The sequence below is a fragment of the Pseudomonas sp. TWR1-1-3 genome, assembly GCF_049896805.1.
Classification (GTDB): Bacteria; Pseudomonadota; Gammaproteobacteria; order Pseudomonadales; family Pseudomonadaceae; genus Aquipseudomonas; species Aquipseudomonas bubulae.
In genome coordinates, this window is the sequence record NZ_JAFCUZ010000003.1 from 265,699 (window position 1) to 286,079 (window position 20,381).

The following is a 20,381-nucleotide window of genomic DNA, read 5'->3' on the forward strand; positions in this document are numbered from 1 at the left end:
TGAAAGAGTCACCGCGTCGTGGCCATCGCGGGCAAGCCCGCTCCCACAAGGGCAGGTCAGCGCTTGAACGCCTGATGCAACTGCGCCAGGGTTTCGAAGTGGTACTTGGGTGCAAACGAGTTCAGCTCTTCAAAGCTGCCAAAGCCATAGCCCACCGCCGCTGCGTCCATGCCGTTGTCGCGGGCACCGATCAGGTCGTGCTTGCGATCACCGATCATCAGGGTTTGCGCCGGGTCCAGTCCTTGTTCGTTGACCAGATGGGCAATCAGCTCAACCTTGTTGGTGCGGGTACCGTCCAGTTCGCTACCGTAGATCACCTTGAAGTGCCTGGCGAAATCAAAGTGGCGGGCAATTTCGCGGGCATAGATATGCGGCTTTGAGGTAGCGATAAACAGTTGGCGGCCCTGTGCAACCAGCTCTTCCAGCAAGGGAGTGACACCCTCGAACACTTCATTTTCGTACAGCCCGGTCACGGCAAAACGCTCGCGGTAAAAGCCCATCGCTTCCCACGCCTTCGCCTCGTTGAAGCCATAACTGGCCATGAACTGTTGCAGCAGCGGCGGGCCTATGAAGTGCTCGAGTTTGCTCAGGTCTGGCTCATCAATGCCCAGTTTGCTCAAACCGAACTGGATCGAGCGGGTGATCCCTTCCCGTGGGTCGGTCAGGGTGCCATCGAGGTCGAACAATACGTTCTGGTAATGCATGCAGGGCTCCAAAAAGGGGGGCTTAAACGGGCTGGGCGTAGCCTTCGGCCAAGTGCTGGTCCTTGAGCTTGACGTAATTGCCGGCACTGTAGGTAAAGAAGGCCTTTTCTTTTTCGGTCAATTCGCGCACTTGCTTCACCGGGCTGCCCACATACAGAAAGCCGCTGGCCAGGCGTTTGCCCGGTGGCACCAGACTGCCCGCACCGACGATCACGTCGTCTTCAATCACGGCGCCGTCCATCACGATGCTACCCATGCCGATCAGGATGCGGCTGCCCACGTTACAGCCGTGCAACATGACTTTGTGGGCGATGGTCACGTCATCACCGATCAGCAGCGGGAAGCCTTCAGGGTTGAAGGGCCCGGCGTGGGTGATGTGGAGTACGCAACCGTCCTGCACGCTGGTGCGCGCACCGATGCGGATGCGGTGCATATCGCCGCGAATCACGGTCAGTGGCCAGATGGAACTGTCGGCGCCGATTTCGACGTCACCGATCACCACCGCCGAGCGATCGACAAAGGCACGCTCGCCCAAGGTCGGTGTGTGCTGCTGGAATGGACGAATGGACACAAATAGCTTCCTTCTTTAGCCGTAATAGGGCGTTGCAATGCTGCGGTCAGCGTCGATTGTAATTAAGATGAGCCAATGTTTCTTCCAGCCAAGGTGCCAAACGTGAGCGAGAACAACCCTCTATTGCAGCCCTATGACCTGCCGCCGTTCTCGGCGATCCGTCCTGAGCACGTACAGCCGGCCATCGAGCAGATCCTCGCCGACAACCGTGCCGGCATTCAAGCCATCCTCAAGGATCAGGGCCAGAACCCGACATGGGCAGGCCTGGTATTGGCGATGGATGAGTTGAACGACCGGCTGGGCGCGGCCTGGAGCCCGGTCAGCCACCTTAACGCGGTGTGCAACAGCGCAGAGCTGCGTGAAGCCTATGAGGCCTGCCTGCCGGCATTGAGCGCTTACTCCACCGAGATGGGCCAGAACCGTGAACTGTTCCAGGCCTTTGAAGCCCTGGCCCACAGCCCGCAAGTCGGCGACTTCGACCAGGCCCAGAAAACCATTCTTGAGCATTCGCTGCGCGACTTCCGCCTGTCGGGTATCGACCTGCCGGAGGCCGAGCAAAAGCGTTACGCCGAGGTACAAAGCAAGCTTTCCGAGTTGGGCAGCAAGTTCTCCAACCAGTTGCTGGACGCCACCCAGGCCTGGACCAAGCACATCACCGACGAAACAGCACTGGCGGGCCTGACCGACTCGGCCAAGGCGCAAATGGCGGCTGCCGCACAGGCCAAGGGCTTGGACGGCTGGCTGATCAGCCTCGAGTTCCCCAGCTACTTCCCGGTGATGACCTACGCCGAAGACCGCGCCCTGCGCGAAGAAGTCTACGCGGCTTACTGCACCCGCGCCTCGGACCAGGGCCCGAATGCCGGCAAGTTCGACAACGGCCCGGTAATGGAAGAAATTCTCGACCTGCGTCAGGAGCTGGCCAAGCTGCTGGGTTTTGCCAGCTTCGCCGAGCTGAGCCTGGCCACCAAAATGGCCGAGACACCGGATCAGGTGCTGACCTTCCTGCGTGACCTGGCCAAGCGCAGCAAGCCGTTCGCTGCCCGCGACCTTGAGCAACTGCAAGCCTACGCCAGCGAGCAAGGTACCCCTGAGCTGAAAAGCTGGGACACCGGCTTCTTTGGCGAAAAGCTGCGTGAGCAGCGCTACAGCGTGTCGCAAGAAGCCCTGCGCGCCTACTTCCCGATCGACAAGGTACTGGGCGGGCTGTTCGCCATTGTCCAGCGCCTGTACGGCATCGAAATTGCCGAAATCAAAGGTTTCAATACCTGGCACCCGGATGTTCGCCTGTTCGAAATCAAGGAAAACGGCCAGCACGTCGGGCGCTTCTTCTTCGACCTCTATGCCCGCGCCAACAAGCGTGGCGGTGCCTGGATGGACGGTGCTCGCGACCGTCGCCGCACCGCAGCCGGCAAGCTGCAAAGCCCGGTGGCCAACCTGGTGTGCAACTTCACTCCAGCCGTTGCGGGCAAGCCTGCACTGCTGACCCACGACGAAGTGACCACCCTGTTCCACGAATTCGGCCACGGCTTGCACCATATGCTGACCGAGATCGAACACGCGGGTGTGTCGGGCATCAACGGCGTAGCCTGGGATGCGGTCGAACTGCCGAGCCAGTTCATGGAGAACTGGTGCTGGGAACCTGAAGGCCTGGCGCTGATTTCCAGCCACTACGAAACCGGCGAAGCACTGCCAAAAGACCTGCTGGATAAAATGCTCGCAGCCAAGAACTTCCAGTCCGGGCTGATGATGATTCGTCAGCTGGAGTTCTCGTTGTTTGACTTCGAACTGCACGCCACCCACGGTGACGGTCGCAGCGTTGCGCAGGTGCTTGACGGCATCCGCGACGAAGTCTCGGTGATGCGTCCGCCTGCCTACAATCGCTTCCCGAACAGCTTTGCGCATATTTTCGCCGGCGGTTACGCCGCGGGTTACTACAGCTACAAGTGGGCAGAAGTGCTGTCGGCCGATGCGTTCTCGCGTTTTGAAGAAGAAGGCGTGTTCAACCCGCACACCGGCAAAGCGTTCCGCCAGGCGATCCTGGCCCGCGGCGGCTCGAAGGCCCCGATGGAGCTGTTCAAGGACTTCCGTGGCCGTGAGCCGTCGATTGACGCCCTGTTGCGTCACAGCGGCCTGACCGAGGACTCGGCAGCATGAGTGATGCACCGGTGAACGTGAGCAAAAAACGCTTTATCGCCGGGGCTGTCTGCCCGGCGTGCAGCGAACCTGACAAGTTGATGATGTGGAACGAAGACGAAGTGCCGCACCGCGAATGCGTGGCCTGCGGTTATTCGGATACGTTGAATGAACAGGGTTTGTCGGTGCCCAAGGAGTTGGGTACGCGGGTCAATACGTCAGCGCTGAAAAAAGCACCGGATCCCAAGGTGCAGGCGGTGCAGTTTTTTCCTAATCCGAAACTGAAAAAGCCCTGAAGATCAACAGCCCCTCACCCTCTCCCGGAGGGAGAGGGGACTGAAGTCAAAAGCAGATTCACGCAACGCCATAGATCAAGCCCCCTCTCCCTCCGGGAGAGGGTTGGGGTGAGGGCGCTCGTGCTTTTAAGCCTTCTGCCACACCTTGGGCTTGAAGAACAACGTCTCGCCGCGCGCCAGATCGGTCAGGCTGTCATGGTCCTTGACCACTTCCACTTCGATCAATTCGCTCTGCCCTTCAACCTTCAATGTCACCCGTGTGGTTGCACCCAATGGGCGAATGTCACGCACCTCTGCAGCATGATGGTCTTCGATCTCGTGACGCGACAGTGACACTTCATGCGGACGGAACAGCACATGCTGGTCCTCACCGATATGCAGGCGGTTGGAGTCACCCAGGAAGTGATACACAAAGTCGCTGGCCGGGTTTTCATAAACTTCGCCCGGTGAGCCGATCTGCTCGATTACACCCTTGTTCATCACCACGATACGGTCGGCGACTTCCATCGCTTCTTCCTGGTCATGGGTCACGAACACGGAGGTCAGGTTGATATCTTCGTGCAGGCGCGCCAGCCAGCGGCGCAGTTCTTTACGCACCTTGGCGTCCAACGCACCAAACGGCTCGTCCAGCAGCAGTACCTTGGGTTCGACGGCCAATGCTCGGGCCAGGGCGATACGCTGACGCTGACCGCCTGACAGCTGCTCAGGGTAGCGATCCGACAACCAGTCCAGCTGCACCATGTTCAGCAACTCGTGGACTTTTTCAGCGATGCGGGTTTCGCTCGGGCGTTCCTTTTTCGGCTTCATGCGCAGGCCGAAAGCCACGTTATCGAACACCGTCATATGGCGGAACAAGGCGTAATGCTGGAACACAAAACCGACGTTGCGATCACGCACATCGTGCCCAGAGACGTCTTCACCGTGGAACACGATGTTGCCTTCGTCCGGGGTTTCGAGGCCGGCGATAATGCGCAGCAAAGTGGTCTTGCCGCAGCCCGACGGGCCGAGCAGGGCCACCAGCTCACCGCTATGAATGTCCAGATTGATGCTGTTCAGGGCCTTGAAGGCATTGAAGTTCTTGCTGACGTTACGGACTTCGATCGACATGGTTTATTCCTCCGCGGCGCTGGCGCGCAGGCGGTTAATACGGGATTCGCTCCACTGCTTGAGCAGCAGGATGAAGAGCGCCAGGATCAGCAACAGGGTGGCCACGGCGAAGGCGGCAACGTGGTTGTATTCGTTGTAGAGAATCTCGACGTGCAGCGGCAGGGTGTTGGTCACCCCGCGAATGTGCCCGGAAACCACCGACACCGCACCGAACTCACCCATCGCCCGCGCAGTACACAGCACCACGCCGTAGATCAGGCCCCATTTGATGTTGGGTACGGTCACGTGCCAGAACATTTGCCAGCCGTTGGCGCCCAGCAGGCGTGCGGCCTCCTCTTCCTGAGTGCCCTGCTCCTGCATCAGCGGGATCAGTTCCCGGGCCACAAAGGGCACGGTCACGAAGATGGTGGCCAGCACGATACCCGGCAAGGCGAATACGATCTGGATGTCGTGGTCCTGCAACCACGGACCGAGAAAGCCCTGCGCGCCAAACATCAGCACGTAGACCAGACCGGCGATCACCGGTGAGACCGAAAACGGCAGGTCGATCAGGGTGACCAGGATGCTCTTGCCGCGAAAGCTGTACTTGCTCACGCACCAGGCCGCGCTGACGCCGAAGACCACGTTCAGTGGCACCGAAATCACCACGGCGATAATGGTCAGCTTGAGGGCCGACAGGGCGTCGGGTTCGAGGATGGCGTCGAAAAAAGTACCTACCCCCATTTTCAAACCCTGGGACACCACGATCAGCAGCGGCAGCAGCAGGAACAGGGTGAAAAACAACCAGCCGAAGCCGATCAGCAGGCGCCGCGACAGCGGGCTGCCACGGCGGGCGGCATTGGCCACGGATGAAGCGCTCTGTGTTGAGCTGGACATGGTCAGGCCTCCTTCACGGTTTTTCGATGCGACGCTGAATCAAATTGATGATCAGCAGCAAAATGAAGGAAACCACCAGCATCATCACGCCAATGGCCGTGGCGCCGGTGTAGTCGTACTGGTCCAGCTTGACCATGATCAGCAGCGGCAGGATTTCGGTTTTGAACGGCATGTTACCCGCGATAAAAATCACCGAGCCGTACTCGCCCACACCGCGGGCAAAGGCCAGGGCAAAACCGGTCAACCAGGCGGGCAGCAAGGCTGGCACCAGGATGTAGCGGAACACTTGCAGGGGCTTGGCGCCCAGGCAGGCAGCGGCTTCTTCGATTTCACGGGGGATATCGGCCAGCACTGGCTGCACGGTACGCACCACAAACGGCAGCGTGACGAACGTCAGTGCCAGGGTGATGCCCATCGGGGTGTAGGCAATCTTGAAACCCAGGTCGTTGGCGAACTGGCCGATCCAGCCGTTGGGGGCGTACAGGGCTGTCAGGGCGATACCGGCCACGGCAGTCGGCAGGGCAAACGGCAGGTCGATCATGGCATCGATGACCTTGCGTCCGGGGAAGGTATAGCGCACCAGCACCCAGGCCAGCACGGTGCCGATCACGCCGTTGATAATGGCGGCGACAAAGGCGGTGCCAAAGCTCAGTTGCAGGGCGGCCAGCACCCGGGGGGCAGTGATAATGGCCCAGAACTGGTCCCAGGTCAGTTGGGCGGCATGCACGAACATCGCAGCCAGCGGGATCAGTACAATCAGACTGAGGTACACCAAGGTGTAGCCCAGTGTCAGCCCGAAGCCGGGTATGACGGGGGAGATACGACGAGACATAAGAGTCCTTGGTTAACGCACGAAGCCCGCAACTCGGTCGCGGGCTCTATGTTCTAGCTTTCAGCGAGGCCAAAGGCCCCACCCCACAGGTTACTGCGCCTGGTAGATCTGGTCGAACACACCACCGTCATTGAAAAATTTCGGCTGCGCAGTTTTCCAGCCACCGAAGTCTTTGTCGATAGTCACAAGCTCCAGTTTCGGAAACTGCTGTGCGTACTTGGCAGCGATTGCTGCGTCACGCGGGCGGTAGAAATTTTTTGCAGCAATTTCCTGGCCGGCCGGGCTGTACAGGTGTTCGAGGTAGGCTTTGGCGATTTCGGCATTGCCCTTTTTATCGGCGTTTTTGTCGACTACAGCCACTGGCGGCTCAGCCAGGATCGACAGGGAAGGTACGACGATGTCGAATTTATCGGTACCGCCATCCTCCTTGAGTGCCAGGAATGCTTCGTTTTCCCAGGCCAGCAACACATCACCCTGACCGTTGTTGACGAAGGTGATAGTCGAACCCCGGGCGCCGGTGTCCAGTACGGGCACATGCTTGAACAGAGTCTTTACATATTCTTTGGCTTTTTCTTCGTTGCCGCCGTTGGCTTTCAGGCCGTAAGCGTAGGCTGCAAGGAAGTTCCAGCGCGCGCCGCCGCTGGTTTTAGGGTTCGGGGTAATGACCGATACGCCGTCCTTGGTCAGGTCGCCCCAGTCCTTGATGCCTTTAGGGTTGCCCTTGCGCACCAGGAACACGATGGTCGAGGTGTACGGGGTGCTGGCGTCCGGCAGGCGGGTTTGCCAGTTTTCCGGCAGCGAGCCCTTGTTCAGCCTGGCGATTTCGTCGATGTCACCGGCCAGGGCCAGGGTTACCACGTCAGCGCGCAGGCCGTCGACCACGCCGCGGGCCTGTTTGCCCGAGCCGCCGTGGGATTGCTGGATTTTGACGTTGTCACCCGGGTGGCTGGCTTTCCAGAACTGGGTGAACTCAGTGTTGTAATCCTGGTACAGCTCGCGGGTTGGATCGTAGGAAACGTTCAACAACTCGTAATCTTTGGCTACAGCGGAGCCAGCAAAAATGGCACTGGCCAGCGCGGCCAAAGCGTAACGGCGTAGGGACATAGGTGAGGCTCCAAAGCATTTTTTAATTTTTATTGAGCGCACTCAGGTGAATGCGCTTGAACGATTCAGGCGTTTTTCTGACTCGGGTTTTGCAGGCGGAATTTCTCTTTGCGTTCGATCTGCACCACTTGCGCGTTATGCACAGTGATTTCCACAGCACCAAAGCGCAGGTCTCGCAGCGCGCTCTGGATTTCCCGCAGGATGGTTGCTTCGTCCTGGCCGTCAACGCTACGCAGAGATGCGCTCATGGTGCTGCTCCTGAAAATGGGGTGCCGACAGGGTTGCTGGCGTAGGGGCAATAGTAGTGAGGTGTAGATATTCTTAAAAATACTATTTAAGAATGTTTATATAACTGAAAGCTCAAAACAGGCGCTTGAGCACCATGTGTAGCAGCTGCCGAAGGCTGCGTACGGTTGCTAAGCGACCGTAAATACTGCGCGCGATGTTTTTCTGACACAGCCCAGGGTTCGGTTTTACGACCGCGGCGCGGCCGGACGCAGCCTCGTTCCTTCGGCAGCTGCTACGAATTTCCCAGCGGCAAAGTGGGACGCGACTACACTCCAACTGCCTTATAACGACAGGATGTTTTGCAAAGGTGGGAACTGTTGCTGGACAGTCAGCACAAGTGGGATCACCTTAGAGCGGCTGTCGTCTTTTCCTGCATAGTCTGGAGTCTTTATGTCGTTTACCCCTGAGTTGGTTGCCGAACTGGAAGTCCTTGCACTGTTTGACTTGGAAAGTACCCTTGAGGGCCTGAAGATTCATCAACATGCCGCGCCAGAAAAAGTCGCCGCGGCGCAGCGCCTGTTCGAGAAAAAACTGATCGATCAACCCGATGGTGGCTATCTGACAAGCCTGGGACGTGATGCTGCCGAAAGTGTCCAAGTACTGCTGTCGATTCTTGTTGAATCCAAAGAAGTTGCCTGACGCCACGCCCCGCCCTCGGGATCTGAACGATTAATGATTCCGCGGGCACACTTATCTCCGCCCGCACTGAACCAGAGAACTGAGCGACAGGTTCTCCAGCAGTTGCGTGGGCGCTTTTTGCGCGTCAATCAGGGTCGCCTGGCCCGAGCGGTAGAGGGGCTGGCCCCTCGCCAACAAGCGCTACTGAACCTGTTGGCGCTGCTCTTTCATATCAATCACCCGCTCTTGCCCGGTTATGTGTCTGACTGCACTCCCGCCGGGGTGTCGGGTTATAAACCTGACGCACTCGCCCTCGCCTCTGCCCGACATCTGGTTCACGACTTTTCTTGCAGCATGGGCAGCGCTTGCCAGTCACAACCGATCCATGGGCTTTTTTTGATGGGCAGCCTCGGCACATTGGCCCAGACCGCGCAAAGCGATATGGACGTGTGGGTTTGCCTCGCTCCGGACTTGAATGATGCCGCCGTGTCGGCCTTGCGCAAAAAATGCCGACGCCTGGAAGCCTGGGCGACGAGCCAGGGCTGTGAAGCACACTTTTATTTGATCGATGCACAATTGCGCAACGACGAGGGCGACGAGCCACGACAGAGGTTGCTGCTCGATGAGTTTTATCGCACCGCCATCTGGCTCGCCGGGCGCACACCGATGTGGTGGTGGGTGCCGGTGCATGAGGAAGCGCGGTACGCTGAATTCGCCTGTGGGCTACTGGAAACAGGGGTAATCGACCGTGACGAAACCATTGATCTTGGCCACCTGGCCCATATTGCCCCCGGCGAGTTTCTGGGCGCCGGGCTGTGGCAATTGCTCAAGGGCATTGAGGCGCCCTACAAGTCGCTGCTCAAGCTGCTGCTGATTGAGGTGTACGCCAGCGAGCACCCGCAGGTGAGCTGCCTGAGCCTGGGGTTCAAACAGAGGGTGTACGCCAATCAACTGGACCTGGATGAGATGGACCCCTACGTGGTGGTCTACCGACGTATTGAGCGTTACCTCGAGGGCCGGGGCGAGTTGCAGCGACTGGAACTGGTTCGCCGCAGCCTCTACCTGAAGGTCGGCCACGAGTTGAGCAATGGCGAGGCAGGCATGTTGTGGCAGCGGCGGTTACTCAAGCGCCTGACCCGCGAATGGGGCTGGGATGAGCAGCACCTGGCAATGCTCGACAATCGCTCGCAATGGCAGGCGCAGCAGGTCAGTCATGAGCGTCGGGCCCTGGCCCGGGAGCTGAGCGTCAGCTACCGGTCTTTGCGTCAGTTTGCCCGTGACGAGCAGACGCCTGCGCTGTGACATGACTGATCCGGAAGGTCTTAAGCGCTGAAATCGCTTGCTGCTTTTGGCTGGTATTCCACTTCAAGCAGTTCCAGCTTGAGGGTCTTGCCACCCGGAGCAGGCCAGTTGATGTGCTGGCCAACTTGCAGCCCCAGCAACGCGCTGCCCACAGGGGCCAGAATCGAAATCTTGCCTTCGTCGGCGTTGGCGTCTTTTGGGTATACCAGCGTCAGGCGGTAGTCCTTGCCACTGCTTTCTTCGCGACAATGCACACGGGAATTCATGGTCACGACGCCGGCAGGCACTTCTTCGTGGCCAACGATGGTTTCGGCGCGATCGAGCTCGGCTTGCAGTGCCTCAATGCCAGGAGTCGTTTCTGGCAAGCTGTCGATCAATTGCTCCAGACGCTGTACGTCCAGGCGGGTGAGGATGAGTGGGGTTGGTGTGCTCATGACCTGGCAGACTCCTTTTTTCTGCACGAAAAAGCAAAACCCCGCCGGAATATGGCGGGGTTTTGACGAACCTCGTTAGTGCGAGGCGAACCCGGACACTACCACAGCAAAATAAATACACAAGCAGGGGGGACACTGCCCCCTGATTGCGTACGACGATTATCCGTAGCAGCTGCCGCAGGCTGCGTTCGGCGACGCAGTCGTCGTAAAGTCAGGCTCTGCGGTGTGTCAGTTGAACAAAGGGCTCAGGTTTTGCGATTGCTACGCAATCGAACGCAGCCTGCGGCAGCTGCTACGGGAGCCGCTGCCGCAATTGGGCCTGTTCACAAATCACCCGGCGCCGCTGGTCGTCTGCCGAGCGCCACTCGCGAATATCTTCAACGTGGCGAAAACAGCCCAGGCAGACTTTGTGCTCATCCAGCCGGCAGGTGCTGATGCAGGGGGACGGCACTGCCGGACTGACGTTACTGTAGAGCGGTTTTGCAGGTTTAGCAGAAGCGGTCACTGTCAGATCTCTTCAAATTCCAGCTCGGCGCCTGCGTGTTCCAGTGTCAGGCGCTGAACCATTTCGCTGAGCAGCTCGTCGCTTTTATCGCACTTCCACGAACTGCGTTTTTCATCGTAGTCGAAGTGAAAACCGCCGCTGGGTGCCGCCAGCCAGAGCTGCAGCAGCGGCGCCTGACGGCTGAAGATCAGGGCTTTGCCATTCTCGAACTTGATAGTCAGGATGCCGGCGGAATTCTCTACATCTACATCCAGATCAGAGTCATCAAAGATGTCTTCCAGATTTTCCTGGGTGGCATCGACCAGATCGTGAAAACGGGCTTCAGTCAAACTCATGGTGGAACCTCGTAATATCTAGTCATGCTCGGAGCTCGCAAGATACGGGCGCTCCAGGCCGATTGCAAACCCCATAACAGCCATCTGCCCGCGACCACTGATCATCCACACAGGACGTAACGCTCGGCCGCTCTGCTGCATAGGCAAGCTGGTGGGTGCTCGGTATACTCGGGCGCAATTAATGCTTTTCAAAGGATTTCGCCATGAAGCGCCTGATCTCTTCTATTGCTGCGCTCGTCGCGGTCGCCTGCCTTGTTTCTGCCTGTGGTCAAAAAGGACCGCTGTATCTTCCCGATGACAGCAAATCCCCTGAAGACCAAGCGAAGTCGTCGCAATCGCAATCGCACAAGCACCAATAAGGGAACACCATGGACGCTTTTAATTACCGGGACGGCGAGCTGTTCGCCGAAGGTGTTGCGCTGACGGCCATTGCCGAGCGTTTTGGCACGCCGACGTATGTTTATTCCCGGGCACACATCGAGGCGCAGTACAACGCTTTCGCCGATGCCCTGAACGGCATGCCGCACCTGGTGTGCTTCGCGGTCAAGGCCAACTCCAACTTGGGCGTGCTCAATGTCCTGGCGCGTCTGGGCGCCGGTTTTGACATCGTGTCCCGTGGCGAGCTGGAGCGTGTTCTGGCCGCTGGCGGCACGGCTGACAAGATCGTGTTTTCCGGTGTCGGCAAAACCCGCGATGACATGCGTCGCGCTCTGGAAGTGGGCGTGCACTGCTTCAACGTCGAGTCCACCGAAGAGCTTGAGCGCTTGCAGGTGGTGGCCGCCGAAATGGGCGTTCGCGCCCCGATTTCGCTGCGGGTCAACCCGGACGTCGATGCGGGAACCCACCCGTACATCTCCACCGGTCTGAAAGAAAACAAGTTCGGCATCGCCATCGCTGACGCCGAAGATGTCTACATCCGTGCCGCTCAATTGCCGAACCTGGAAGTGGTCGGTGTCGATTGCCATATCGGCTCCCAACTGACCACCCTCGAACCGTTCATCGACGCTCTCGACCGCCTGCTGGCACTGATCGACCGACTGGGCGATTGCGGCATCTACCTGCGCCATATCGACCTCGGTGGCGGCCTGGGCGTGCGTTACCGCGATGAAGAGCCGCCACTGGCCGGTGATTACATCAAGGCCGTGCGTGAGCGCCTCGACGGGCGTGACCTGGCGCTGGTGTTCGAGCCGGGTCGTTACATCGTGGCCAATGCTGGCGTGCTGCTGACTCAGGTCGAGTACCTCAAGCACACCGAGCACAAGGATTTCGCCATCGTCGATGCGGCGATGAACGATCTGATCCGCCCGGCCCTGTACCAGGCCTGGATGGACGTGACTGCCGTTCGCCCGCGTGACAGCGAAGCCCGCGCCTACGACATCGTCGGCCCGATCTGCGAAACCGGTGACTTCCTGGCCAAGGACCGCCAGCTGGCGCTGGCCGAAGGTGATTTGCTGGCCGTGCATTCGGCCGGTGCCTATGGTTTTGTCATGAGCTCGAACTACAACACCCGTGGCCGCGCCGCCGAAGTACTGGTGGATGGCGATCAGGCGTTTGAAGTGCGTCGTCGCGAGACTGTTGCCGAGTTGTTTGCTGGCGAAAGCCTGCTGCCGGAGTAAACCCATGTTGCTGCGTTTTACCAAAATGCACGGCCTGGGCAATGATTTCATGGTTCTCGACCTGGTCAGCCAGCACGCGCACATCCTGCCCAAGCATGCCAAGCAATGGGGTGACAGGCACACGGGTGTCGGCTTTGATCAGCTATTGATCGTTGAAGCACCGAGTAACCCGGAGGTGGACTTCCGTTACCGGATCTTCAACTCCGACGGTTCCGAAGTGGAGCAATGCGGCAACGGGGCGCGCTGCTTTGCGCGCTTCGTGCTCGACAAGCGCCTGACCACCAAGCGCCAGATCAAGGTCGAAACCAAGAGCGGCATTATCGAACTGAACGTGCGCAGCGATGGGCAAATCAGCGTCGACATGGGGCCGCCGCGCCTGGTTCCGGCAGATATCCCGTTTGTGGCCGACGCCCAGGCGTTGAGCTATGAGCTGGATGTCGATGGCCAGACCGTCGAGTTGGCTGCCGTTTCGATGGGCAACCCCCATGCGGTGCTGCGCGTAGACGATATCAACGCTGCACCGGTGCATGAACTGGGCCCCAAAATTGAACACCATCCGCGCTTTCCCGCACGGGTCAATGTCGGTTTTCTGCACGTGATAGATCGTCAGCGCGGGCAACTGCGGGTCTGGGAACGCGGCGCCGGGGAAACCCAGGCCTGCGGCACCGGTGCCTGTGCAGCGGCCGTGGCAGCCATCAGCCAGGGCTGGATGGACTCACCGCTGATCCTCGATCTGCCTGGCGGCCGGTTGTCCATCGAATGGGCAGGCCCTGGCCACTCTGTGATCATGACCGGCCCGGCCATGCGTGTTTACGAAGGACAAGTCCGTTTATGAGCGAGCGCAACCGATGACCGACAAGACGCAGCCAGCAGCACTCGACGTACCTGTGGATAACTCGCAAGCCGCAACGGTTGCAGCGTATCTGCAGGAGCATCCGGATTTCTTCAGCCAGCGCGAAGAGCTGTTGCTGTCGCTGCGCATTCCGCATCAGCGTGGCGACACCATTTCGCTGGTGGAACGTCAACTGGAGCTGCTGCGCAGTCGCAATATCGAGATGCGTCATCGCTTGTCGCAACTGATGGACGTGGCCCGTGACAACGACCGTCTGTTCGAAAAAACCCGTCGCCTGAACCTGGCCCTGATGGACGCCACCAGCCTCGAAGAGCTGGTGATTGCCGTCGAAGACAGCCTGCGCCAGGACTTCCAGGTGCCCTTTGTCAGCCTGGTGCTGTTTGGTGACAACCCGATGCCGGTCGGCCGTTGGGTCAGCAGCGCCGATGCGCAACGGGCGCTGGGTGGCTTGTTGACTGAAGGCAAGACCGTCAGCGGCAGCTTGCGCGAGCACGAGCTGGACTTCCTGTTTGGCGAAGAGCAGCGCAAGCAAATCGGTTCCACGGCCGTGGTAGCCCTTAATCATCTGGGGTTGCACGGTGTACTGGCGATTGCCAGTCGCGATCCGCAGCACTACAAAAGCTCGGTGGGCACGCTGTTCCTCGGCTATATCGCCGAAGTGCTGGGCCGGGTGCTGCCGCGCTTTACCAACGCGCTGCGCTCGGTGCGCTAGATGGAACGGCAACTGGACGCTTACTGCATTCACCTGCGCAGTGAGCGCCAGGTGTCCCCCCATACGCTTGAGGCCTACCGCCGCGACCTGAACAAGGTGCTGGCGTTTTGCGCCAAGGAATCAATCCCCAGCTGGGCGGCACTGGATATCCAGCGCATGCGCCAACTGGTGTCGCGTCTGCATCAGCAAGGGCAGTCCTCGCGCAGTATTGCCCGTCTGCTGTCGGCGGTACGCGGGCTTTATCACTACCTCAATCGAGAAGGCCTGTGCGACCACGATCCGGCAAACGGCCTGGCCCCGCCAAAAGGCGAACGTCGCCTGCCCAAGACCCTGGATACCGATCGCGCCCTGCAATTGCTGGAGGGTGGTGTCGAGGACGATTTTCTGGCCCAACGCGATCAGGCCATTCTGGAGCTGTTTTACTCGTCGGGCCTGCGCTTGTCGGAGCTGACCGGGCTAAATCTGGAACAGCTGGATCTGGCGGACGGGCTGGTCGAAGTGCTCGGCAAAGGCAGCAAGACCCGCGTGCTGCCCGTCGGCAAGAAGGCCCGGGAGGCGCTTCAGGCCTGGCTGGCAGTGCGGTTGCTGACCAACCCCAAGGACGACGCCGTATTCGTCAGCCAGCGTGGTACGCGCCTTGGGCCAAGGGCAATTCAAATGCGGGTCAAGGCAGCCGGTGAGCGTGAGCTGGGACAGAATCTGCACCCGCACATGCTGCGCCATTCATTTGCCAGCCATCTGCTGGAGTCCTCCCAGGACTTGCGTGCCGTGCAAGAGTTGCTCGGGCATGCGGACATCAAAACCACGCAAATTTATACTCATCTGGATTTCCAGCATCTGGCATCGGTCTACGACAGCGCCCATCCAAGGGCCAAACGCAGTAAGGACAGTGAATGACGATTGAGCTGATTACCTTCGACCTCGACGACACTCTGTGGGACACCGCCCCGGTGATCGTCAGCGCTGAAGCCGTGTTGCGTAACTGGCTGACGGATAACGCACCAAAATTGGGCGCTGTTGAGGCCGGGCATTTCCAGGCGATTCGCGAGCGGGTATTGAGTGAGGAGCCGCAGCTCAAGCACCGGATCAGTGCCCTGCGTCGGCGCATTCTGTTTCATGCGCTGCACGGTGCGGGTTACGCCAACGCTGCGTCTTTGGCCGATGACGCCTTTGAGGTGTTTATTGAGGCGCGTCACGCCCTGGACGTGTTCCCCCAGGCCGAGCCGACCCTGATGGTGCTGGCGCGGGATTACGCCCTGGGTGTGGTGACCAACGGTAACGCCGATGTGCGAAGAATAGGTTTGGGCCATCACTTCAAGTTTGTGTTGTGTGCTGAAGACATTGGCATTGCCAAACCGGACGCGCGCCTGTTTCACGAAGCGCTGGCGCGCGGTGGCGTGGCAGCAGGGGCGGCGGTGCATGTGGGCGATCACCCCGGTGACGATATTGCCGGAGCGCAATTGGCAGGCCTGCGTGCAGTGTGGTTCAACCCCGGCGGCAAGCACTGGGACGGGGACAAGGCTCCCGATGCGGAAATTGGCTGTTTGAGCGAGTTGCCGCTGGTGTTGAAGCACTTGTAACTGTGGGAGCGGGCTTGCTCGCGATGCAGGCACCGCGGTCGCCAGACAAACCGGAATGTTGCAATCACGATAAGCCCGCGCCACAGGGATGTGAAGTTTTCCAACGCCCACAAAAAAACCCGCAGCGACGGCGGGTTTTTTCTTCAAGCATGCAAGCGGTCCTTATCCTTAGATAGGACGGCTGCCGTACTTGTTGTCAGGCTTTTTGGGCGGGTCAGCCACCACATTGGCCTCAACTTCCTGCACCTTGCCGCCCTTGGACAAAAACTCTTCCATGGCGCGGGCCAGAGCATCACGCTCCTTGTTTTTGGCTTCTACGCTCGGCAGGTCATCAACCGACACAGCGGCCTTTGACTTGCCTTTGGCCGCAGGGGCCGGCGCATCATCGCCACCATCGTCGTCAGCAACATCCTCGGCGGCCGTTTCCAGGCCCTCTTCGGTATCGTCGTCTTCGCCTACTTCGAGGTCATCGTTTTCCAGATCGTCGTCGCTCATGTTCTACCCCATGACATACGTATAGCAGATTAGTTATAGACCAGCTGTGGCGACTGTCGACCACCGCTGGTGAAAAAGTAGCCTTGGGCAAACCGCGGCTTACGCCTCTTCATCGTTGTAAGGTGAAGAGGGTTTGGCGAATACCACCATCATTACGGCATCCGCCTGAATTAACACCTCGCCAGGCGCCCTGTGCCGAATGCTCCAGCACACGGATCACGGGCCTTGAAAGCGTCGGGAGATCATCCTCGCCTTCGTCGTACTCGAGCATTGTTTTCTGCCCTCGGCGCGCATTCTAGCGTGCTGAAGAAAAAAGCAAAGCGGCTAATAGTCGAGTTGTGTCGCAAGCACGGGTCGCATAAACAAGCGTAGAACTTCGCAACCCCAATAACCTGTAGGGGAAATCATTTCATAGCACCGAATATCGCCTTATTACCGGCAAAAAAAAACCCGGCACGCCGGGTTTTTTTATAGAGGGAACCTTACAGGTTGTAACCACGCTCGTTGTGCTGAGCCAGGTCGAGGCCCACAGCCTCTTCCTCTTCTGTCACGCGCAGCCCCATCACGGCATCCAGTACCTTGAGGATGATGAAGGTGACGATCGCGGTGTAGACCACAGTGAAGGCTACGCCCTTGAACTGGATCCAGACTTGCGCTGCGATGTCGGTCACGGTGCCGAAGCCGCCCAGTGCCGGGGCTGCAAACACGCCGGTGAGGATTGCACCGACGATACCGCCGATACCGTGCACACCGAACGCATCCAGCGAGTCATCGTAGCCCAGCTTGCGCTTGAGGCTGGTGGCGCAGAAGAAGCAGATCACGCCAGCCGACAAGCCGATCACCACCGAGCCCATCGGGCCTACGGTGCCGGCAGCCGGGGTGATTGCCACCAGGCCTGCTACCACGCCCGAGGCGATGCCCAGTGCGCTAGGTTTGCCATGGGTAATCCACTCGGCAAACATCCAGCCCAGGGCTGCGGCTGCGGTGGCGATCTGGGTCACCAGCATGGCCATGCCGGCAGTACCGTTGGCGGCCGCTGCAGAGCCTGCGTTGAAGCCGAACCAGCCGATCCACAGCATGGCAGCGCCCACCAGGGTGTAACCCAGGTTGTGTGGCGCCATCGGGGTGCTTGGGTAGCCTTTGCGCTTGCCGAGCACGATGCACGCTACCAGGCCGGCGATACCGGCGTTGATATGCACCACCGTGCCGCCCGCAAAGTCGAGTACGCCCCAGTCCCACAGCAGGCCGCCGTTGCCGCTCCACACCATGTGCGCAATCGGTGCGTACACCAGGGTGAACCACACGCCCATGAAGATCAGCATGGCGGAGAATTTCATGCGCTCTGCAAAGGCACCGACGATCAGCGCCGGGGTGATGATGGCGAAGGTCATCTGGAAGGTGATGAACACGGCTTCCGGGAACAGCGCGGTGGATGAGGTCAGGCTTTCAGGCGTTACACCCGCCAGGAATGCTTTGCCAAACCCGCCGATAAAGGAATTGAAGTTGGTGACGCCCTGCTCCATGCCCGTGGTGTCGAACGTGATGCTGTAGCCGTAAATGACCCACAGAATGCTGATCAGACCGGTAATGGCGAAGCACTGCATCATCACGGAAAGAATGTTTTTGGAGCGCACCATGCCGCCGTAGAACAGCGCCAGGCCGGGAATGGTCATAAACAGCACCAAGGCTGTAGCAGTCAGCATCCAGGCGGTGTCGCCGGAGTTGAGGACTGGAGCAGCCACTCCGTCTGCCGCCATGGCCAGGCCAGGCATTACGACGGACAACAGGGCTCCGAGCCCTGCGATTTTACGCAGAGTCATAGTGTTTTCTCCTGGGGCGTTGGGTTTGGCGGCTTAGATTGCGTCGGTATCGGTTTCGCCGGTACGGATGCGAATAGCCTGTTCCAGATTGACTACGAAAATCTTGCCGTCACCAATCTTGCCGGTGTTGGCAGCCTTGGTGATCGCCTCGATAACCCGATCAAGATCCTTGTCGTCAATGGCGACATCAATCTTCACCTTTGGCAGAAAATCGACCACATATTCCGCACCGCGATACAGCTCGGTATGGCCCTTCTGACGGCCGAAGCCTTTGACCTCAGTAACGGTAATGCCTTGTACGCCGATCTCAGACAGCGACTCGCGCACGTCATCCAACTTGAACGGCTTGATAATGGCGGTGACTAGCTTCATGAAACTTCTCCCGAATTGGTGGACTTGCCCCAGGAAAACAAACCCGGCTCAAGTCTAAGCGCAGTGTCTGGCTTTGTAACGCATCGTCAGCCTTCTTCAGGCTGTACAACGTGTGTAAATCGCTGGTGACGAAAACACTCCTTGAACCACCTGCCGCACTGCCTTCGTCACAGCTACTGCATCAGTGCATGAGTCATGTTGGTCTTAGCAGAAACCTTGCCATGTCTGGAAAAATCAATAATTACAGCGATTTAGAGGAAGTTGATGGCTTTTGGCCTGATTTCTCGGGGTATTTGTGCTCGATGATGGTGCGCAGCTTGCGGGGGTGGTGCGCGAAAAATGTGCAGAAAGCCCCCGCCAATGGGGGCCTACACCCCGTGATACACTCGTCACCATCAGTTTTAAGGACCTTATCCATGCTCGCGCCCAAAGATTTTCTCGACGCCCTTGGCGGCCATGCCTCCCGCTTGTTCAGTGGCGAAACCGCGCTGCCGCGCAATGAAATCGAAAGCCAGTTCAAAGCCTTGCTGCAAAGCGGTTTCAGCAAGCTTGATCTGGTGAGCCGCGAAGAGTTCGACAGCCAGATGGTGGTTTTGGCGCGCACCCGTGCTCGCCTCGAAAGCCTGGAGGCCAAAGTGGCCGAAATGGAAGCAAGGCTGTTGCCGCCGAGCGAATAACGCTCAAAGGCGGTGCATTCGCCTGTATTAACAAGGATGTTTTTATATGCTGGTGATGAACCCGCTAGTGCCCGAGATGATCGTCTCGAACCTTTCGCGCAGTCTGCATTTTTACTGTGAAGTGCTCGGTTTCAAGATCGAGTACCAACGGCCCGAGCATCTTTTTGCGTTTCTGTCATTCCATGGCAGCCAGTTGATGCTGGAACAGGACGACCTCGAAGAGTCTTCCTGGCGGGTCGGCCCGCTGGAGCAGCCGTTCGGCCGGGGCATGAACCTGTCGATCAAATGCCCGGATGCCGATTGCCTGATCGAGCGCCTGCAAGCCGCTGGCCATACCCTGCGCAAACCCCTGGAAGAACGCTGGTACCGCAGCAATGAAGTGCTGTTTGGTGAGTGCAACTTTTTGGTGCTCGACCCCGATGGCTATTTGTTGCGCTTTGCCGAGGATCTGGGGACCCGAGCACTGGAGCAGTGAGTCAGGCGCAGTGGTGAATGGGTTGCACCTGTTCGCGAATCGCTGCACCGCGGTCGATTTCTGCCGTGCGCAGGTCGTAAGTGGTTTGCAGGTTAAGCCAGAACTCCGGGGTGGTTGCCAGGCAAATTGACAGGCGCAGTGCCATATCGGCACTGACGCCACGGCGCTGCAGCACGATATCGTTGACCGTCGGCGCGGACACCCCCAGCGCCCTGGCCAAAGCAGCAGACGAGAGGCTCAGGGGCTCAAGGTATTCTTCCTTGAGAACTTCACCCGGGTGAACCGGGCGCATGCCATTTTTGATCATGATGACCTCAGTGGTAATCAACTATTTCTACTGCTTCAGGGCCATTGGCGCCCCAGACGAAGCAGATCCGCCATTGTGCGTTGATGCGGATGCTGTGCTGGCCCTTGCGTGTACCGCTGAGAGCCTCGAGCCGGTTGCCAGGTGGTGACGCTAGATCTGTCAGCACGCTTGCAGCGTCCAGCATGGTTAATTTTCATTCAATGACATTGAGAATGTCTGACCATAAGCGCGTCTTGCCATTTCGATACAGACTTTCAGTTCTGTTGCATTTAAAACTTACAATCATGATTAATGAATAACGTTATTGATTAATAGTCGGGTCTTATAATTTTTTCGCCACCGCACTTTGGCAGTTCATTGGCCGTGCTC

General features: G+C 58.8%; 25 protein-coding genes and 2 pseudogenes. 12 read left to right on the forward strand and 15 right to left on the reverse strand.

All coding sequences use genetic code 11. The features are described from left to right. Window positions 1-56: 56 nt before the first annotated feature. The gene (locus ACP7BE_RS14010) at window positions 57-704 is read right to left on the reverse strand and encodes an HAD family hydrolase (protein ID WP_426106238.1); all 648 of its coding nucleotides are present in this window, start codon (window positions 702-704) and stop codon (window positions 57-59) included. 22 nt (window positions 705-726) lie between these two features. Beyond that, window positions 727-1,275 carry a gamma carbonic anhydrase family protein gene (locus tag ACP7BE_RS14015; RefSeq protein WP_095017850.1) on the reverse strand — a complete coding sequence of 183 codons (549 nt, stop codon included), beginning with the start codon at window positions 1,273-1,275 and terminating at the stop codon, window positions 727-729. A 75-nt stretch (window positions 1,276-1,350) separates the two neighbouring features. On the opposite strand from ACP7BE_RS14015, the gene prlC reads away from it, so the two are divergent. Together prlC and ACP7BE_RS14025 are read left to right on the forward strand one after the other, a co-directional pair. After that, window positions 1,351-3,429 (forward strand): oligopeptidase A, encoded by a 2,079-nt coding sequence (gene prlC / locus ACP7BE_RS14020; protein WP_426106241.1) that lies wholly within the window; start codon window positions 1,351-1,353, stop codon window positions 3,427-3,429. Then, a complete protein-coding gene (locus tag ACP7BE_RS14025; RefSeq protein WP_094999759.1) occupies window positions 3,426-3,704 on the forward strand; it encodes a YheV family putative zinc ribbon protein in 279 nt (92 codons plus the stop codon). The genes prlC and ACP7BE_RS14025 overlap by 4 nt, the downstream gene beginning before the upstream one ends. Before the next feature lie 126 nt (window positions 3,705-3,830). Here ACP7BE_RS14025 and ACP7BE_RS14030 read toward each other — a convergent pair whose 3' ends face one another. From ACP7BE_RS14030 to oscA, 5 genes are all read right to left on the reverse strand, one after another. Further along, window positions 3,831-4,811: a sulfate/molybdate ABC transporter ATP-binding protein gene (locus ACP7BE_RS14030; RefSeq protein WP_094999758.1), complete on the reverse strand. Its 981-nt coding sequence runs from the start codon at window positions 4,809-4,811 to the stop codon at window positions 3,831-3,833. Window positions 4,812-4,814: 3 nt separating this feature from the next. Next, the gene (gene cysW, locus ACP7BE_RS14035) at window positions 4,815-5,687 is read right to left on the reverse strand and encodes a sulfate ABC transporter permease subunit CysW (RefSeq protein WP_094999757.1); all 873 of its coding nucleotides are present in this window, start codon (window positions 5,685-5,687) and stop codon (window positions 4,815-4,817) included. 13 nt (window positions 5,688-5,700) lie between these two features. After that, window positions 5,701-6,519, reverse strand: a complete 819-nt coding sequence (gene cysT, locus ACP7BE_RS14040; protein ID WP_095017851.1) for a sulfate ABC transporter permease subunit CysT — start codon at window positions 6,517-6,519, stop codon at window positions 5,701-5,703. A gap of 90 nt (window positions 6,520-6,609) precedes the next feature. Beyond that, the gene (locus ACP7BE_RS14045) at window positions 6,610-7,623 is read right to left on the reverse strand and encodes a sulfate ABC transporter substrate-binding protein (protein WP_095017852.1); all 1,014 of its coding nucleotides are present in this window, start codon (window positions 7,621-7,623) and stop codon (window positions 6,610-6,612) included. 65 nt (window positions 7,624-7,688) lie between these two features. Beyond that, window positions 7,689-7,871, reverse strand: a complete 183-nt coding sequence (oscA, locus tag ACP7BE_RS14050; RefSeq protein ID WP_016782652.1) for a sulfur starvation response protein OscA — start codon at window positions 7,869-7,871, stop codon at window positions 7,689-7,691. Window positions 7,872-8,301: 430 nt separating this feature from the next. Here oscA and ACP7BE_RS14055 point away from each other — a divergent pair, with 430 nt between their 5' ends. Together ACP7BE_RS14055 and ACP7BE_RS14060 are read left to right on the forward strand one after the other, a co-directional pair. Beyond that, the gene (locus ACP7BE_RS14055) at window positions 8,302-8,550 is read left to right on the forward strand and encodes a TIGR02647 family protein (protein WP_094999754.1); all 249 of its coding nucleotides are present in this window, start codon (window positions 8,302-8,304) and stop codon (window positions 8,548-8,550) included. Window positions 8,551-8,586: 36 nt separating this feature from the next. Next, a pseudogene (locus ACP7BE_RS14060) lies at window positions 8,587-9,828 on the forward strand (class I adenylate cyclase); the annotation flags it as partial. A 23-nt stretch (window positions 9,829-9,851) separates the two neighbouring features. On the opposite strand, the gene rnk reads toward ACP7BE_RS14060, so the two are convergent. The 3 genes from rnk to cyaY all read right to left on the reverse strand — a co-directional run bounded on the left by rnk (window position 9,852) and on the right by cyaY (window position 11,105). Next, window positions 9,852-10,265, reverse strand: a complete 414-nt coding sequence (gene rnk, locus ACP7BE_RS14065) for a nucleoside diphosphate kinase regulator (protein ID WP_019828269.1) — start codon at window positions 10,263-10,265, stop codon at window positions 9,852-9,854. Between the two features lie 292 nt (window positions 10,266-10,557). Continuing rightward, window positions 10,558-10,776, reverse strand: coding sequence for a DUF1289 domain-containing protein (locus ACP7BE_RS14070; RefSeq protein ID WP_153326713.1), 219 nt, complete (start codon window positions 10,774-10,776; stop codon window positions 10,558-10,560). Further along, a complete protein-coding gene (gene cyaY, locus ACP7BE_RS14075; protein ID WP_094999751.1) occupies window positions 10,773-11,105 on the reverse strand; it encodes an iron donor protein CyaY in 333 nt (110 codons plus the stop codon). The genes ACP7BE_RS14070 and cyaY overlap by 4 nt, the downstream gene beginning before the upstream one ends. A 203-nt stretch (window positions 11,106-11,308) precedes the next feature. Here cyaY and lptM point away from each other — a divergent pair, with 203 nt between their 5' ends. Genes lptM through ACP7BE_RS14105 form a run of 6 tightly spaced genes read left to right on the forward strand, consistent with a single transcriptional unit; the run spans window position 11,309 to window position 15,866 of the window. Further along, window positions 11,309-11,464, forward strand: a complete 156-nt coding sequence (gene lptM, locus ACP7BE_RS14080) for an LPS translocon maturation chaperone LptM (protein ID WP_019828266.1) — start codon at window positions 11,309-11,311, stop codon at window positions 11,462-11,464. Window positions 11,465-11,473: 9 nt separating this feature from the next. Beyond that, a complete protein-coding gene (gene lysA, locus ACP7BE_RS14085) occupies window positions 11,474-12,721 on the forward strand; it encodes a diaminopimelate decarboxylase (RefSeq protein WP_094999750.1) in 1,248 nt (415 codons plus the stop codon). Window positions 12,722-12,725: 4 nt separating this feature from the next. Then, on the forward strand, window positions 12,726-13,556 hold the full coding sequence (dapF, locus tag ACP7BE_RS14090) for a diaminopimelate epimerase (RefSeq protein WP_094999749.1): 831 nt from the start codon (window positions 12,726-12,728) through the stop codon (window positions 13,554-13,556). A 13-nt stretch (window positions 13,557-13,569) separates the two neighbouring features. Beyond that, window positions 13,570-14,286: a DUF484 family protein gene (locus tag ACP7BE_RS14095; RefSeq protein WP_094999748.1), complete on the forward strand. Its 717-nt coding sequence runs from the start codon at window positions 13,570-13,572 to the stop codon at window positions 14,284-14,286. Continuing rightward, complete coding sequence (xerC, locus tag ACP7BE_RS14100) at window positions 14,287-15,183, forward strand: tyrosine recombinase XerC (RefSeq protein ID WP_426106248.1); 897 nt, start codon at window positions 14,287-14,289, stop codon at window positions 15,181-15,183. After that, a complete protein-coding gene (locus tag ACP7BE_RS14105) occupies window positions 15,180-15,866 on the forward strand; it encodes an HAD family hydrolase (protein ID WP_094999746.1) in 687 nt (228 codons plus the stop codon). The genes xerC and ACP7BE_RS14105 overlap by 4 nt, the downstream gene beginning before the upstream one ends. Before the next feature lie 168 nt (window positions 15,867-16,034). Here ACP7BE_RS14105 and sutA read toward each other — a convergent pair whose 3' ends face one another. The 3 genes from sutA to glnK all read right to left on the reverse strand — a co-directional run bounded on the left by sutA (window position 16,035) and on the right by glnK (window position 18,553). Continuing rightward, a complete protein-coding gene (sutA, locus tag ACP7BE_RS14110) occupies window positions 16,035-16,361 on the reverse strand; it encodes a transcriptional regulator SutA (protein ID WP_094999745.1) in 327 nt (108 codons plus the stop codon). Window positions 16,362-16,843: 482 nt separating this feature from the next. Further along, window positions 16,844-18,181, reverse strand: a complete 1,338-nt coding sequence (locus tag ACP7BE_RS14115; RefSeq protein WP_094999744.1) for an ammonium transporter — start codon at window positions 18,179-18,181, stop codon at window positions 16,844-16,846. A 33-nt stretch (window positions 18,182-18,214) separates the two neighbouring features. Further along, the gene (gene glnK / locus ACP7BE_RS14120) at window positions 18,215-18,553 is read right to left on the reverse strand and encodes a P-II family nitrogen regulator (protein WP_002555808.1); all 339 of its coding nucleotides are present in this window, start codon (window positions 18,551-18,553) and stop codon (window positions 18,215-18,217) included. 416 nt (window positions 18,554-18,969) lie between these two features. On the opposite strand from glnK, the gene ACP7BE_RS14125 reads away from it, so the two are divergent. Continuing rightward, window positions 18,970-19,230, forward strand: coding sequence for an accessory factor UbiK family protein (locus ACP7BE_RS14125; RefSeq protein WP_094999743.1), 261 nt, complete (start codon window positions 18,970-18,972; stop codon window positions 19,228-19,230). Between the two features lie 46 nt (window positions 19,231-19,276). Next, window positions 19,277-19,705 (forward strand): bleomycin resistance protein, encoded by a 429-nt coding sequence (locus tag ACP7BE_RS14130; RefSeq protein ID WP_094999742.1) that lies wholly within the window; start codon window positions 19,277-19,279, stop codon window positions 19,703-19,705. Window position 19,706: 1 nt separating this feature from the next. Here the strand turns inward: ACP7BE_RS14130 and ACP7BE_RS14135 are convergent, their stop codons facing one another. Both ACP7BE_RS14135 and ACP7BE_RS14140 read right to left on the reverse strand, forming a co-directional pair. Further along, the gene (locus ACP7BE_RS14135; protein WP_094999741.1) at window positions 19,707-20,012 is read right to left on the reverse strand and encodes a HigA family addiction module antitoxin; all 306 of its coding nucleotides are present in this window, start codon (window positions 20,010-20,012) and stop codon (window positions 19,707-19,709) included. Window positions 20,013-20,019: 7 nt separating this feature from the next. After that, window positions 20,020-20,298 (reverse strand): annotated as a pseudogene (locus ACP7BE_RS14140) (type II toxin-antitoxin system RelE/ParE family toxin). Window positions 20,299-20,381 lie beyond the last annotated feature (83 nt).

What these genes read in the sequence shown, in the direction of transcription:
- ACP7BE_RS14010 (WP_426106238.1), bottom strand. Translation starts at nt 704, where the DNA reads ATGCATTACCAGAACGTATTGTTCGACCTCGATGGCACCCTGACCGAC.
- prlC (WP_426106241.1), top strand. Translation starts at nt 1,351, where the DNA reads ATGTTTCTTCCAGCCAAGGTGCCAAACGTGAGCGAGAACAACCCTCTA.
- ACP7BE_RS14025 (WP_094999759.1), top strand. Translation starts at nt 3,426, where the DNA reads ATGAGTGATGCACCGGTGAACGTGAGCAAAAAACGCTTTATCGCCGGG.
- ACP7BE_RS14030 (WP_094999758.1), bottom strand. Translation starts at nt 4,811, where the DNA reads ATGTCGATCGAAGTCCGTAACGTCAGCAAGAACTTCAATGCCTTCAAG.
- cysW (WP_094999757.1), bottom strand. Translation starts at nt 5,687, where the DNA reads ATGTCCAGCTCAACACAGAGCGCTTCATCCGTGGCCAATGCCGCCCGC.
- cysT (WP_095017851.1), bottom strand. Translation starts at nt 6,519, where the DNA reads ATGTCTCGTCGTATCTCCCCCGTCATACCCGGCTTCGGGCTGACACTG.
- ACP7BE_RS14045 (WP_095017852.1), bottom strand. Translation starts at nt 7,623, where the DNA reads ATGTCCCTACGCCGTTACGCTTTGGCCGCGCTGGCCAGTGCCATTTTT.
- oscA (WP_016782652.1), bottom strand. Translation starts at nt 7,871, where the DNA reads ATGAGCGCATCTCTGCGTAGCGTTGACGGCCAGGACGAAGCAACCATC.
- ACP7BE_RS14055 (WP_094999754.1), top strand. Translation starts at nt 8,302, where the DNA reads ATGTCGTTTACCCCTGAGTTGGTTGCCGAACTGGAAGTCCTTGCACTG.
- rnk (WP_019828269.1), bottom strand. Translation starts at nt 10,265, where the DNA reads ATGAGCACACCAACCCCACTCATCCTCACCCGCCTGGACGTACAGCGT.
- cyaY (WP_094999751.1), bottom strand. Translation starts at nt 11,105, where the DNA reads ATGAGTTTGACTGAAGCCCGTTTTCACGATCTGGTCGATGCCACCCAG.
- lptM (WP_019828266.1), top strand. Translation starts at nt 11,309, where the DNA reads ATGAAGCGCCTGATCTCTTCTATTGCTGCGCTCGTCGCGGTCGCCTGC.
- lysA (WP_094999750.1), top strand. Translation starts at nt 11,474, where the DNA reads ATGGACGCTTTTAATTACCGGGACGGCGAGCTGTTCGCCGAAGGTGTT.
- dapF (WP_094999749.1), top strand. Translation starts at nt 12,726, where the DNA reads ATGTTGCTGCGTTTTACCAAAATGCACGGCCTGGGCAATGATTTCATG.
- ACP7BE_RS14095 (WP_094999748.1), top strand. Translation starts at nt 13,570, where the DNA reads ATGACCGACAAGACGCAGCCAGCAGCACTCGACGTACCTGTGGATAAC.
- xerC (WP_426106248.1), top strand. Translation starts at nt 14,287, where the DNA reads ATGGAACGGCAACTGGACGCTTACTGCATTCACCTGCGCAGTGAGCGC.
- ACP7BE_RS14105 (WP_094999746.1), top strand. Translation starts at nt 15,180, where the DNA reads ATGACGATTGAGCTGATTACCTTCGACCTCGACGACACTCTGTGGGAC.
- sutA (WP_094999745.1), bottom strand. Translation starts at nt 16,361, where the DNA reads ATGAGCGACGACGATCTGGAAAACGATGACCTCGAAGTAGGCGAAGAC.
- ACP7BE_RS14115 (WP_094999744.1), bottom strand. Translation starts at nt 18,181, where the DNA reads ATGACTCTGCGTAAAATCGCAGGGCTCGGAGCCCTGTTGTCCGTCGTA.
- glnK (WP_002555808.1), bottom strand. Translation starts at nt 18,553, where the DNA reads ATGAAGCTAGTCACCGCCATTATCAAGCCGTTCAAGTTGGATGACGTG.
- ACP7BE_RS14125 (WP_094999743.1), top strand. Translation starts at nt 18,970, where the DNA reads ATGCTCGCGCCCAAAGATTTTCTCGACGCCCTTGGCGGCCATGCCTCC.
- ACP7BE_RS14130 (WP_094999742.1), top strand. Translation starts at nt 19,277, where the DNA reads ATGCTGGTGATGAACCCGCTAGTGCCCGAGATGATCGTCTCGAACCTT.
- ACP7BE_RS14135 (WP_094999741.1), bottom strand. Translation starts at nt 20,012, where the DNA reads ATGATCAAAAATGGCATGCGCCCGGTTCACCCGGGTGAAGTTCTCAAG.